This is a genomic window from Streptomyces roseus, from assembly GCF_001044425.1.
Taxonomy (GTDB): Bacteria; Actinomycetota; Actinomycetes; order Streptomycetales; family Streptomycetaceae; genus Streptomyces; species Streptomyces roseus.
The window spans coordinates 50276-62079 of the sequence record NZ_LFML01000119.1 but is presented as its reverse complement, the minus strand read 5'-3'; the positions used below and the strand labels follow the sequence as shown (position 1 = coordinate 62079).

Here is an 11804-nt window from a genome sequence, read left to right as displayed (position 1 = left end):
TCGAGGGCGGCCCCGGGTCGGCGACCCGGGGCCGCTCCGTAGTACGCCCCGACCGCGGCCGGGGGCCGGCGGCGGTCAGTCGACGGCCCGTCCCCTTGTTCTTGAATGGTCATTCATGTATTTTTGAGTCATGCCCCGCCCCCGCGAGTTCGAGCCCGACGCCGTCCTGGACCAGGCCATGCTGCGATTCTGGCTCCAGGGCTACCGGGCCACGTCGATCGAGGATCTCGTGCGGGCCACCGGGGTGAAGCCAGGCAGTCTCTACAGCGTGTTCCCCGGCGGCAAGCGCACGCTGTTCCTGCGGTCGCTGGAGCGGTACTCCAAGCTGGTCGTCCCTCGGAAGCTGGGCGACCTGGCGGCGCCCGGAGCCTCGCTGGCCGCGCTGCGCGGCTACTTCGACGGTCTGGTGAGCGACCTCCTCAGCCCCGAGGGGCGCCAGGGGTGCCTGCTGGTGAACACCGCGATCGAGGACGCGGCCGAGGACGACGAGGCAGCCGCCGTCGTACGCGGCCACCTGGCCCGTCTGGAGCAGTGCATGACCACGGCCCTGCGCAACGCTCGCGCGACCGGGGAGGTCCGCGACTCGGTGGACCCCGGCGGCAGCGCCAAGCTGCTCGTCGCCACGTGCCAGGGGCTGATGGTCGTGGGGAAGGCCAATCCCGACGAGGCGGTCCTGCGCGCCATCGTCGACAACGCCTTCGCCGTCCTCGCCTGACGGGCCCACCCAGGGCCACCGCATCGCGGTGGCCCTCTTTTCGGCCCCGATAGTTGAATAGCCATTCAAGAATGGAGTCCGGTCCATGAAGGCCATCGTCATATCCGCCCACGGCGGTCCCGAGGTCCTCCGCGTCACCGATCTGCCCGACCCCGTCCCGGCGGCGGGCGAGGTACTGATCCGCGTCAAGGCCTTCGGCCTCAACCACGCCGAGGCGTACATGCGCGCCGGCGCCTGGGGCGAGGTCGCGGCCGTCCCCGGAATCGAGTGCGTGGGACTGGTCGAGGCCGATCCCTCGGGCCGCCTCGACACCGGGACCCCCGTCGTCGCGATCCTGGGCGGCATGGGCCGTACCCGAAACGGCAGTTACGCCGAGTTGGTCACCGTACCGGCCACCAACGTGGCCGCGGTGAGCTCGTCGCTCGGGTGGGCCGAGCTGGCCGCCGTTCCCGAGGTCTACGCGACGGCGTGGAACGGGCTGTTCGGCAACCTCGACCTGCGCCCGGGCGAGCGGCTCCTGGTGCGCGGAGCGACGTCGTCCCTCGGCCAGGCCGCCGTCAACCTCGCCGTCGCGCACGGAGCGAAGGTCCTCGCGACCACGCGCAATCCCGCCCACGCGCCGCTCCTGAAGGATCTCGGCGCCGAGGAGGTGCTCATCGACGACGGCTACCTGGCCGGTCGGGTCGACAGGGGCGACGGCGGCGTCGACGCGGTGTTCGACCTCGTCGGCAACAGCGTCCTGCGCGACTCCCTGGCCGTGGTCCGGCCCCGCGGCCGCGTCTGCCAACTCGGCTTCCTCGGCGGTTTCGAGCCCGTGCGCGACTTCGACCCGATCGCCGACCTCCCGTCCGGCGTGCAGCTCAGCTTCTTCGGAAGCGCCTTCGTCCTGGGCAGCCCCGATTTCCCGCTCGCCGACGTTCCATTGGACGCGATCTACGCCAGGATCGAGTCGGGAGTCCTGCCGGCGCGACCGGCACGGATCTTCCGTTTCGACGAGATCGTCGAAGCCCACCGCGTCATGGAAGCAGGTGAGGCGCTGGGCAAGATGACCGTCCTGGTCGACTGAGTGCCGGGGCCCGGTCCCGGGACCTGAGGGGCCCGAGGCCGGGATGGGGGCACTCCCGTCGCGGGCGGCCGGGCGGCCCCCGGCTCGCTCCGAGCGGCGAGTAACCGGCCGCTCGGAGCGGTGGTGCGGCAGCGCCGTCCTACCGTCCTGCGCCCGGCAGACGGCCCCGCCTCACTTCAGGTGGCGGTCCAGGAACCGGCACCCGTCCTCCAGCTCGAACCACGGGGTGCCGGTGTGCCCGCCCAGGTTGGCGTGCAAGGTCTTCTCCTTGCTGCCGAAGGCGTCGAACAGGTCCAGGGCCCGCTGCCGCGGGTTGCCCTCGTCGTCCCACTGCAGCAGGAACAGCAGCGGAACGGTGACCTGCCGGGCTTCCTCGCGCTGGGCACGGGGCACGAACCCGCCCGCGAAGAAGCCCGCGGCGGCGATACGCGGCTCGGCCACCGCCAGCCGGATACCGAGGGCCGTCCACCCTCCGGAGTACCCGACCGGCCCGCCGATCCCGGGCTGTTCGAGAAGGGCGTCGAGAGTGGCCCGCCATTCCGGGACCGCGTTCTCGACCAGAGGGCCGATGAGGGACTCGAAGATCTCGTCGACCGGCTCACCGGCCTGCATCGCCCGCCGCAGATCGGCACGGGCCTGCTCGTCGGCGGCGGAACGGGGACGGTCACCGCACCCGGCGGCGTCGATGGTGGCCACCGCGTAGCCATGCGCCGCGGTGTACCGGGCCCGTGCCACCAGCCGGGGGTCCGCCTTGGGCAGGCCGTTGTTGTGGGACATCAGGACCAGCGGGGCCGGGTCGGCGGACTCGGGCGTCCACAGGGTGCCGGGGATCTCGCCGAGGGTGAATTCGCGCTCGAGGACACCGTCGTCGAGGCGCTGTTCGGAAGTGAAGTGCACGGTCGTGCCTTTCGGGAGGGCTGTTGGACGGCGCTCCCGGACGACCTATCGCCCGACCGTGACCCCGGAGGGGAGCACCCATGTCGAAACTGCGTTCACGGGTACCACCTCCTCGTTCTCTCGCACGGTCTCCCGGAGGTTAACAGGGCTCGCCGCGGCCCGCCAAAGGGTTTTCGATGGCTGCGCGCAAAGGGTTTTCGTTGGCTGCGCGGCCGGATGGCGTGGGGCGCGCACTCCCCCGGGCCGGGCAGCCGACTTCCCGGTTCGTGCGGTAGCGTTCCCGCACGATGAAACGGGGAGTAGTCCCCGTTTACTTCGAGCTGGAAGGGAACCACCATGCCCGCCGCACCGACGCTCGACGAACTCGCCCCCGAGGGAGTCGACTTCACCACCGACCCGTACTCCGTCTACGCGGCCCTGCGCGCCAGGGGACTTGTCCACCGCGTCCACGTGCCCGGCAGCGGAGACGTATGGCTCGTCCTCGGACGCGACGAGGTGCGCGCCGCCCTGACGGACCCCCGGCTGCGCAACGACATACGGCACTCCGCGACATGGCAGAGCGACGGCGGCAACGCCATCGGGCTGAACATGCTGCAGACCGACGCGCCCCAGCACACCCGTCTACGCGCTCTCGTGGCACGCGAGTTCACCCCCGGGCGCGTCGAGGCGATGCGCCCGCGCGTCCAGCGGATCGCCGACGGGCTCCTCGACGCCCTCCCGCCGGCCGGCGCCGCCGACCTCGTCGCCGGCTACGCCCTTCCGCTGCCCCTCACCGTCATCTGCGAACTGCTCGGCGTCCCCCTCACCGACCAGCACCACTTCCACTCCTGGTCGACCGAGCTCGTGGCGCCCTCCTCCCCCGCCGCGGCCGGCGCCGCCGCCGGCGAGATGAGCGCGTACTTCGCCGCCCTCATCGCCGCCAAGGCCGGCGACCCCGGCACGGACCTGATGAGCGCCCTGGTGCCGGCCTCCGGCGAGCCGGGCGGGCTCTCCCCCGAGGAACTGCTCGGCATGGCCTTCCTCCTGCTCGTCGCGGGACACGAGACCACCGTCAACCTCATCTCCAGCGCGGTCCTGGCCCTGCTGCGCCACCCCGACCAGCTCGCCGCCCTGCGCGCCGACCCCCACCTGACCAACGGCGCCGTCGAGGAGGCGCTCCGCTACGACGGCCCCGTCACCGCCGCGGCCTTCCGGCACGCCGCCGAGCCCGTGGAGATCGCCGGGGTGCGCATCCCGGCGGGAGACAGCGTGATGCTCTCCCTGGCCGCCGCCTCCCGCGACCCCGGGCACTTCCCCGACCCCGACCGCTTCGACATCCGGCGCCCCGTCCAGGGACACCTCGCGTTCGGCCACGGCATCCACCACTGCCTGGGCGCCCCGCTCGCGCGCCTCGAAGGAAGGACCGCCCTGCGGACCCTCCTGCGGCGGCTGCCGGACCTCGCCCTGGACGCCGTCCCCGAGTCCCTCGAACGCCGCCCGGGCGCCATGCTCAGGGGGGTGGCCGCCCTGCCCGTGCGCTGTCGGCGCACCTGCCCGCGTGACACCGGCCCTGGTGGCGCTAGCATCCGTACCGGACGAGGATCCCCGGTACGGATGCGCCGACGCGCACCCTCCCGTACGCAGGTCACCGGCGACCCGAGGAGCGGACATTGACCCCGGCCACGGAACGGCCCGCGCCGGTACGGCGTGACGCGCGGCGCAACCGCGAACTGCTCCTGGCCGCCGCGCGCGAGGCCTTCGCCGCCCAGGGGCTGGAAGCTCCGCTCGACGAGATCGCCCGCCGGGCCGGCGTCGGGAACGCCACCCTCTACCGGCACTTCCCCACCCGGGCCGCCCTGATCGACGCCGTCTTCCGGAACTCCCTCCAGGGGACCGTCGACGCCGGGGAGGAAGCCCGCGGCGCGGCGGACGCCTGGACGGGGCTGGCCGGCTACCTGGAGGCGGTCTTCACGGTGCTGGCCGCCGACCGCAGCGCGAACGACCTGATGACCACGGCCATCGAGGGCGTGACCTCACTGGACGCCGTCCACGCCCACAACCACGAGACGATCGCCCTGCTGATGGAGCGGGCCCAGCGGGACGGCACGATGCGCTCCGACGTCACCGTCGAGGACCTGCTCCTGAGCCTGGCCACGCTCGGCCGCACCGTCCCGTCGCTCGCGGCCGCCGGGCCGCCGCACGCCTGGCGCCGGCAGCTGGGCCTGTTCCTGGACGGCCTGCGGGCCGGGCCCCGCCCGGCCACCCGGCTGCCCGGCCCGGCCCTGACCGCGCAGGACCTGACGGCCGTGCTCCACGACCTCGGACCGCACCGCGAGAGCTGAGGGGCTTCACGAGCCGTCCGTGTCGAGCGCCACGACGAGGAAGGCGTCCCTGTCGAGGTCCATCACGACGGTCGCCCCCTGGCCCCGCTCCCGGCACCGGGCCGCGTACTCCTCGGCGGGCCAACTGCCGTAGGGGTCACCGGCGGGAAAGGAGTCCAACACCTTTGTACGGTGCACCGCTTCCACCTCCTGAACCTCGGACGCTGCTCACCGTCCTCGTGCCCCTGCCGCCGGATCCCATGCACCCGCGACGGCCGTCGGCGCGGCGGTGCGCGGTCAGCGGGCGAACTTCGCCAGGGCGGCCGGAGTGACGGGTGTGAAGAAGTTGACGAGGTTGCCGTCGGGGTCCCGCAGGAGAAGCGAGCGGTTGCCCCAGGGCATCGTGGTGGGCGTCTGGACGAATTCTTCGACGGAGTCGGTCAGATTCCGGTGCACCTGGTCGACGTCGTCGACCAGGAACTCGATGATGACGCTGCGGTTCTCGGCCGGCCGGGCGGCGCCGGGCGCGAAGAGGGGAACGGTTCGGGTTCCGGCGATGGCGAGGGTGGCCGAGGGGGTCCTCAGTTCGGCGAAGTCCTCGGTGGACCAGTTCGCCGCCACTGCGGTGGCGCGCTCGTAGAAGTCGACGAGGCGGGCGACGTCGCCCGTGATGATGCGGATCGAGACGAAGTCCATGGGGTCTCTCCAGACGTGTGGTGGTGATGACCTCACGCTAGAGCGGATACCGGACAGGATCCGCCCGGTATGTGCGGGAGACTTGTGGGCATGTCCCGACCCGTCTCGCGCGTGCTGATGCTCCTTGAGCTCCTGCAATCCGGCGGCCTGCGGACCGTCGGCGAACTCGCGGCCCGGCTCGAAGTCGACGAGCGCACGGTGCGGCGGTACGCCGATCACCTCCTCGACCTCGACGTCCCCGTCGAATCGGTACGCGGCCGCCACGGCGGCTACCGGATCGCCTCCGGATACCGCATGCCTCCGCTCATGCTCACTGACGACGAAGCACTCGCCGTACTGCTCGGCCTGCTCGCCGGCCGGCGGGCCGGTCTGACGGCGGCCACGGGCTCGGCGGGCGAGACGGCAGCCGCCAAGATCCGACGGGTCCTGCCGGAACGGCTCGGCGGGCGACTCGACGCCGTGCTCGGTTCCCTCGCCTTCACCGATCCGCCCACCACGTCGGTCGTTCCGGAGAGCTCCGTCCTCCTCCCGATCGCCGACGCGGTCCGCCATCACCGGCCGGTCTCGATCCGTTACACCGCCGCCGACGGACGGCCCAGCGAACGCACGCTGCACCCGTACGGGCTCGTCGCCCACTCCGGCAGGTGGTACGTGACGGGCGGTGACCCCGCGGTCGGCGAGGACCGCACCTTCCGGCTGGACCGCATCGCCGAAGCGCGGGTGCTGCCCGGGGCCTTCGATCCGCCCGCCGGGTTCGACCCGGCGGAACGCGTGCTGTCGGGGATCGCCTCGGCTCCACACCGGCACGAGGTGAGCGTGCGGGTCCAGGGGACGGCCGAGTACGTCCGATCCCGGCTTCCCGCCGGCATCGCGATCGTGGAGGAGTTGCCGTCCGAGGGCGCCCCTGATTCGGCGCCCGGGCCTTGGTGCCGCGTCGGCATGCGGGTGGAGCGGCTCGATTGGCTGCCCGCCGTACTCGCCTCGCTCGACCGCCCCTTCGTCATCGAACGCCCCGGCGAACTCCGCGAGCTGGTCGCCCGATTCGCCGCGCGGCTGGCGGAATCGGCCCGACGTCAATGACGGCCGAGCAAGGGCGTGCACCTCCACGCACCGGCGTCGCGCCGGTCCCCGGGGGGCACTGTGCCCCCGTGCGGGCGAGCTGACGCCGCCTCCCGCGCGAGACCCGCGCTGTCAGCGGGTGGGGAGACTGACGGTGTACACGTCCGTACGGTTCCGTGGCGCGCCGGAGTGGGTCTCGGTCAGCACCGCCCGCACTCCCTCGCCGTCCGCCACCAGGCCTTGGTAGTCACCGAGGAAGTAGCCCCCGGCGTACGGCGCTTGCAGCCAGTCGAAGATCCGCGAGATCTGCCGCTCGGTCCGCTGCTCCGTGTTTCCGTGCGGCAGCGTGGCCAGCTGGTAGGCGGTGGGGAGGGTGGTGGTGTCACCCGGTTCGAGGTGGCGCAGGTCGTAGTAGGTGAGCGCGAGCGTGCCCCGCTCGTCGACCGCGACCGACGGGGAGAAGGCCGGTACGCCCTTCGGGCTGATCAGCTCGGGGGCGCCCCAGGTACGGCCGCCGTCGGTGGAGCGCACCAGCTGGACCGAGTCGAACGCGCCGCCGGAGAAGTCCGCGCCCTCGTAGGCCATGTACAGCGTGCCCGTCTTCGGGTCGACGGCCGGGCTGGGCAGGGTGGACGCGGCGCGCAGCAGTTTGGTGGGGGCGTTGGGGTCCACCTCCGGTACGGCGCTGTCCCGGACCACCGTGACCGGGGCGCTCCAGGTCTCTCCGGCATCGGTGGAGGTGACCATCGCGTAGTGGGCTTCGAGGACGGTGCTCAGGTCGTCGGCGAAGGTGATCGTGTCGAAGAAGTCGTACAGGGTGCCGGTGCTCGGGTCGACGACGATCAGGTGGCCGATGGTCTGCGTGTTGGGTACGGCGCTGGTGTCGACGAAGGGCCGGGCCTCGCTCCAGGTGCGGCCGCCGTTCCGGGTCACGGAGATGTAGCCGGGGCCGTCGATGCCGCTGGGGCCGGGCGGGTCGTTGTCGAGGCGGTTCCAGACCTGGTAGGCGGTGCCCCTGCGGGTCGGGTCGGCGGTGATCGAGGGCTTGTCGTTGAAGAAGGGCTGCTCGTCGACGTGCGTGGTGGTGAGGTTCCGCCAGGTGCGGCCGCCGTCGCGGGAGGTGACGGCCAGGAGGCCGGTCCGCGTGCTCTTGGTGAAGTCGACGCCCTCGCCGCTCGCGTAGACGAGGCCGTCCGGTCCGGTGCTCACCCAGGGGTCGGTGGCCCGTTCGAAGTCGGCGCCGCCCGGGGCGCACAGGCTGAAGGGGAGCGTGCTGCGGTGGAAGGTACGGCCGTCCGTCGTCCAGGCGGCCGACAGGCCGCGGGCGCCGCCGTCGCTCCAGCGGTCCTGCTGGAACACGGTGACCACGCGCTTCGTGTCGCGCGGATCGACGGACAGGTACGGCTCGACCTCGGTGCCCGGGTACACGACGCTGTCGGGGGACACCGCCCCGATGGTGCAGTCCGCGTACGGGTCGCCGTGGGACACCTTGACCCGCGGTCCGCTGTCGGGGCCCCCGTCCGCCGCGGCGGGCGGCGCACCGGTGAGCGTGGCGAGGAGGAGCGCGGCGGTGGCGACGGCGGTCGTGGGCGCGTAGACGCGCATGCGGGATCTCCTCCGGGTGTCGGCGGCCGGATGCGGGGGCCGCCGTCATGAGGGCGGCGTGGGGCGCGGGGCCGTTCCGGATCTCGGGGGTGGGACGACTCCGCTCGATCCTTTTCGGCGTCACGGCCGGTTCCCTTGATGGGCCGGACGGCGGAGTCCCCGCCGGCGGCGCCGGGTCGGCTGTGGGCGGGCAGCTGACGGGCGAAGCGGCGGACGGCGTCGGTGAAGGCGTCCGGTGCGTCGAAGTTCGCCAGGTGGCGGGCCCTGGGGATCAACTCGATGCGGGCGTTCGGGTGCGCGCGGGCGAATTCCCGCTCGCCGGCCCGGAAGACGATGTCCTTCTCCCCGTTCAGGATGAGGACCGGGGCGGCCACGTGCCGCATCGCGCTCGCGTCGAAACGGCCGAGCACGTCGCCCCAGGCGGCCGGCAGGGTGTGGAAGGCGTAGCCGGTACGGATCGTCGCCCCGACCACTTCGGGCGGGTAGAGCCGGCGCAGGAACCGGTCGTTCCACCGGGTCAGCCGCTGCGCGGATACGCGCGGGACGAGCCTCGCCAGCCCCCGGTACGGCAACGCCCACACGCCGCCGGTCGCCGCGCTGGCCCCCGCGAGGACGAGACCGCGCAGTTCCCGCGGCCGGTGCCGCGCGAACTCCAGCGCGGCGTATCCGCCCAGGGAGTGTCCGACGACCAGGGCGGGGCCCCGGTCGAGCGATTCCACCGCCGCGCCGATGATCTCCGTTGCCGCCTTCAGGCTCCAGGGTTGGCCGGAGCGGGCTCCGTGCCCCGGCAGGTCGACGGCCGTTACGGGGAACTCTTCGCGGAGCGCGGCGAGTTGCGGGCTCCACTGGGCGGCGCTGAACCGCGTTCCGTGTACGAAGACGATGGGCGTCGCGTCCGCTGCCGACATGCCAAATCCCCCCGGATCAAGGCTCTTCATCTCCGGCCGACTCTAGCGGTGCGCCCGACCGGCCCCGCCGGCCGGCTCCCCGGTGTGGCGGCCGGCCTCCACGGCCGCTTCCTGGTGTCCGGGCGGGAGCGCGGCGCCGGCGTCGGCGAAGATGTGCTGGTGAAGCCGTATCCCGAGGCCCGGCACCGGGCCCGTGCCTCGCGGGTCATGTCCGCAGTCCCGGCCGGTCCCGCCGCGCCGGGGTGTCCCCGTCCCGAAAGGCCCTGACCCTGAACACCTCGCTCGCAGAAGGACTCTCCGTCACCCTGCTCCTGGCCGTGCTGGCCTGTGCGGTGATCCGGCCGTGGGGCTGGCCGGAGGCGGTCGTGGCCGTCCCCGCGGCCGGGGTGGTCATCGCCACCGGTGCGATCTCCCTCGATCACGCGGCGGAGGAGGCCGCCCGGCTGGGCCCCGTCATCGGGTTCCTCGCGGCCGTCCTCGTCCTGGCCCAGCTGTGTGACGACGAGGGGCTGTTCCAGGCCTGCGGTGCCTGGATGGCCCGGCGCGCGGCCGGCCGACCGCGGCGCCTGCTCGTGCTCGTGTTCGTCACGGCCTCGCTGATCACCGCCGTGCTGAGTCTGGACGCCACGGTGGTGCTGCTGACCCCGGTGGTGTTCGCCACCGCCGCCCGGCTGGGCGCGCGCGCCAAGCCCCACGTGTACGCCTGCACCCACCTGTCGAACACCGCCTCGCTGCTGCTGCCGGTCTCCAACCTCACCAACCTGCTGGCCTTCGCCGCGAGCGGCCTGACCTTCACCCGCTTCGCGGCCCTCATGGCGCTGCCCTGGCTGGTCGCGATCGGCGCCGAGTACGTGGTGATCCGCCGCTTCTTCACCACCGACCTGGACGCGGGCGCCGAGGCGCCGGCCGCCGACGAGCCCCGCGAACTGCCGCTGTTCGCCCTGCTCACCGTCGCGGGTACCCTGGCGGGCTTCGTGGTGACCTCCGCGTTCGGCGTCAACCCGGCCTGGGCCGCGGCGGCCGGCGCGGCCGTCCTCGCGGTTCGCGCGCTGGCCCGGCGCCGGACCACGCCCACGGCCGTGGCCCGGGCCGCCGCGCTCCCGTTCTGCGCCTTCGTACTGGCCCTGGGGATCGTGGTGCGCGCGGTGGTCGACAACGGCCTCGCCGACGCCCTGGGCCATCTGGTTCCCGCGGGCAGCGACCTCCCGGCCCTCCTCGCCATCGCGGCACTGGCGGCCGTACTGGCCAATGTCATCAACAACCTGCCCGCCGTCCTGGTGCTGCTCCCGCTGACCGCCCCCACCGGCCCGGGCGCCGTACTGGCGGTACTCCTCGGCGTCAACATCGGCCCGAACCTCACCTACGCCGGTTCCCTGGCCACCCTGCTGTGGCGGCGTATCGTGCACGAGCACGACACCGATGTGGAACTGGGCGAGTTCACCCGGCTCGGCCTGCTCTCGGTGCCCGCCGCCCTGCTGCTCTCGGTGGTGGCTCTGTGGGTCTCGCTCCTAGCGATCGGAGGCTGAACGCCGTGACCGTCATCGTCTGGATCGTGGAGGGCACCTGGCCCGCCTGCGTCGACGCCGCGCGCGCCCACGCCCCCGCGGACGCCGAACTCGTGCTGCTCCACGTCACCGGCCACGAGGTGCCCGGTGCCGCGCACGGCGCGTACGCCGGACTGCTGGGCCGCGCGCGCCCCGACCGCGACCCCGGCACCGCCGTGGAGCACCTGGCCGCCGCCTCCGCCGAACGGCTCCTGGCGGGGGCTGCCGAACGGCTGGGGCGCCCCTGCACCCGGCTGGAACGCTCGGGCCGCGTCGAACGGGAGGTCGTGGCCGCCGTGGAAGGCGCCGACCTGCTCATCCTCGCGCGCGACGGTGACCGTACGCACCTGGGACCCCGCAGCCTCGGGCCAGCCAGCCGGTTCATCGTCGACCACGCACCCTGCCCCGTCCTGCTGGTCTGGCCGGAAACGCCGCCCGGCACGGCCACCATCCCGCCACCGCCGGCCCACCCGGACCCGCACCCGCACCCACACCCGCCGCACCACCGGTGAAGGGCGGTGGTGCGGCGGGTGGGCGCCGGGGACTCGGCAGGGACTTCAGGACGTCAGCACGTCAGGGGGTCACAGGATCTCGATGGAGTCGACCTTCGGAGGGCGGTTGGGGAACGTGATGTCGGTCCACCGGCTGATCCGCACCGAGTCGCCGTTGGCGTCGTAGTAGATCAAGTCGTTGTTCCCGGTGGAGATCCTGTCCACCCACCAGCCCCCGAACCCGATCCGGCCCTTGTTGGCGTAGCAGTCCACGCTGTCCCGCCCGCCGCTGTGGGACCAGATCTTCAGGAAGTTCTCGCCGCCCCGGCACTCGACGTGATCGATGGCGAAGGCGTTGCCGGGAAGGGTCAGGGTGAGTGATGCCGCCGCGGCGAGCGCCACGGCTGCGGATCGGACGATCCTGGTCGGCTTGAGCACGATCTCTCCTTACAAGGGAATCGAGCGGAACAGGTGGCTCCGCACCCACGGGCGCGTTGACCACCCCACCGCGACGGCCGGTTCC

The 11804-nt window shown here is 72.9% G+C and carries 12 protein-coding genes and 1 pseudogene; 7 read left to right on the top strand and 6 right to left on the bottom strand.

Annotation, left to right across the window (positions count from 1 at the left end; genetic code table 11):
- Positions 1–130 precede the first annotated feature (130 nt).
- Both ACS04_RS26350 and ACS04_RS26345 read left to right on the top strand, forming a co-directional pair.
- Positions 131–715 carry a TetR/AcrR family transcriptional regulator gene (locus ACS04_RS26350; protein WP_048479266.1) on the top strand — a complete coding sequence of 195 codons (585 nt, stop codon included), beginning with the start codon at positions 131–133 and terminating at the stop codon, positions 713–715.
- 85 nt (positions 716–800) lie between these two features.
- Positions 801–1781: a zinc-binding dehydrogenase gene (locus ACS04_RS26345; RefSeq protein WP_048479265.1), complete on the top strand. Its 981-nt coding sequence runs from the start codon at positions 801–803 to the stop codon at positions 1779–1781.
- Positions 1782–1952: 171 nt separating this feature from the next.
- Here ACS04_RS26345 and ACS04_RS26340 read toward each other — a convergent pair whose 3' ends face one another.
- Entirely contained in the window at positions 1953–2678 is a 726-nt protein-coding gene (locus ACS04_RS26340; RefSeq protein ID WP_048479264.1) for a dienelactone hydrolase family protein, read from the bottom strand.
- Positions 2679–3014: 336 nt separating this feature from the next.
- On the opposite strand from ACS04_RS26340, the gene ACS04_RS26335 reads away from it, so the two are divergent.
- Both ACS04_RS26335 and ACS04_RS26330 read left to right on the top strand, forming a co-directional pair.
- Entirely contained in the window at positions 3015–4331 is a 1317-nt protein-coding gene (locus tag ACS04_RS26335) for a cytochrome P450 family protein (RefSeq protein ID WP_078865358.1), read from the top strand.
- On the top strand, positions 4328–4999 hold the full coding sequence (locus ACS04_RS26330; RefSeq protein WP_048479263.1) for a TetR/AcrR family transcriptional regulator: 672 nt from the start codon (positions 4328–4330) through the stop codon (positions 4997–4999). Before ACS04_RS26335 ends, ACS04_RS26330 begins: the two co-directional genes overlap by 4 nt.
- A gap of 6 nt (positions 5000–5005) precedes the next feature.
- On the opposite strand, the gene ACS04_RS36665 is transcribed toward ACS04_RS26330, so the two are convergent.
- Together ACS04_RS36665 and ACS04_RS26325 are read right to left on the bottom strand one after the other, a co-directional pair.
- A complete protein-coding gene (locus tag ACS04_RS36665) occupies positions 5006–5176 on the bottom strand; it encodes a hypothetical protein (RefSeq protein WP_245236555.1) in 171 nt (56 codons plus the stop codon).
- A 99-nt stretch (positions 5177–5275) separates the two neighbouring features.
- Complete coding sequence (locus ACS04_RS26325; protein WP_048479262.1) at positions 5276–5674, bottom strand: VOC family protein; 399 nt, start codon at positions 5672–5674, stop codon at positions 5276–5278.
- Between the two features lie 90 nt (positions 5675–5764).
- Here ACS04_RS26325 and ACS04_RS26320 point away from each other — a divergent pair, with 90 nt between their 5' ends.
- Entirely contained in the window at positions 5765–6754 is a 990-nt protein-coding gene (locus ACS04_RS26320) for a helix-turn-helix transcriptional regulator (protein ID WP_048479261.1), read from the top strand.
- A 111-nt stretch (positions 6755–6865) separates the two neighbouring features.
- Here ACS04_RS26320 and ACS04_RS26315 read toward each other — a convergent pair whose 3' ends face one another.
- Both ACS04_RS26315 and ACS04_RS36660 read right to left on the bottom strand, forming a co-directional pair.
- Complete coding sequence (locus tag ACS04_RS26315; protein ID WP_048479260.1) at positions 6866–8338, bottom strand: sialidase family protein; 1473 nt, start codon at positions 8336–8338, stop codon at positions 6866–6868.
- 185 nt (positions 8339–8523) lie between these two features.
- A pseudogene (locus ACS04_RS36660) lies at positions 8524–9246 on the bottom strand (alpha/beta fold hydrolase); the annotation flags it as partial.
- 269 nt (positions 9247–9515) lie between these two features.
- Here ACS04_RS36660 and ACS04_RS26305 point away from each other — a divergent pair.
- Both ACS04_RS26305 and ACS04_RS26300 read left to right on the top strand, forming a co-directional pair.
- Positions 9516–10772, top strand: coding sequence for an SLC13 family permease (locus ACS04_RS26305; protein WP_048479296.1), 1257 nt, complete (start codon positions 9516–9518; stop codon positions 10770–10772).
- 5 nt (positions 10773–10777) lie between these two features.
- Positions 10778–11302: a universal stress protein gene (locus ACS04_RS26300; RefSeq protein WP_048479258.1), complete on the top strand. Its 525-nt coding sequence runs from the start codon at positions 10778–10780 to the stop codon at positions 11300–11302.
- Positions 11303–11371: 69 nt separating this feature from the next.
- Here the strand turns inward: ACS04_RS26300 and ACS04_RS26295 are convergent, their stop codons facing one another.
- The gene (locus tag ACS04_RS26295) at positions 11372–11719 is read right to left on the bottom strand and encodes a beta/gamma crystallin domain-containing protein (RefSeq protein ID WP_398025249.1); all 348 of its coding nucleotides are present in this window, start codon (positions 11717–11719) and stop codon (positions 11372–11374) included.
- Between the last annotated feature and the right edge of the window lie 85 nt (positions 11720–11804).

Coding starts and splice junctions, on each gene's coding strand:
- ACS04_RS26350 (WP_048479266.1), top strand. CDS start 131: ATGCCCCGCCCCCGCGAGTTCGAGCCCGACGCCGTCCTGGACCAGGCC.
- ACS04_RS26335 (WP_078865358.1), top strand. CDS start 3,015: ATGCCCGCCGCACCGACGCTCGACGAACTCGCCCCCGAGGGAGTCGAC.
- ACS04_RS26320 (WP_048479261.1), top strand. CDS start 5,765: ATGTCCCGACCCGTCTCGCGCGTGCTGATGCTCCTTGAGCTCCTGCAA.
- ACS04_RS26345 (WP_048479265.1), top strand. CDS start 801: ATGAAGGCCATCGTCATATCCGCCCACGGCGGTCCCGAGGTCCTCCGC.
- ACS04_RS26325 (WP_048479262.1), bottom strand. CDS start 5,674: ATGGACTTCGTCTCGATCCGCATCATCACGGGCGACGTCGCCCGCCTC.
- ACS04_RS26315 (WP_048479260.1), bottom strand. CDS start 8,338: ATGCGCGTCTACGCGCCCACGACCGCCGTCGCCACCGCCGCGCTCCTC.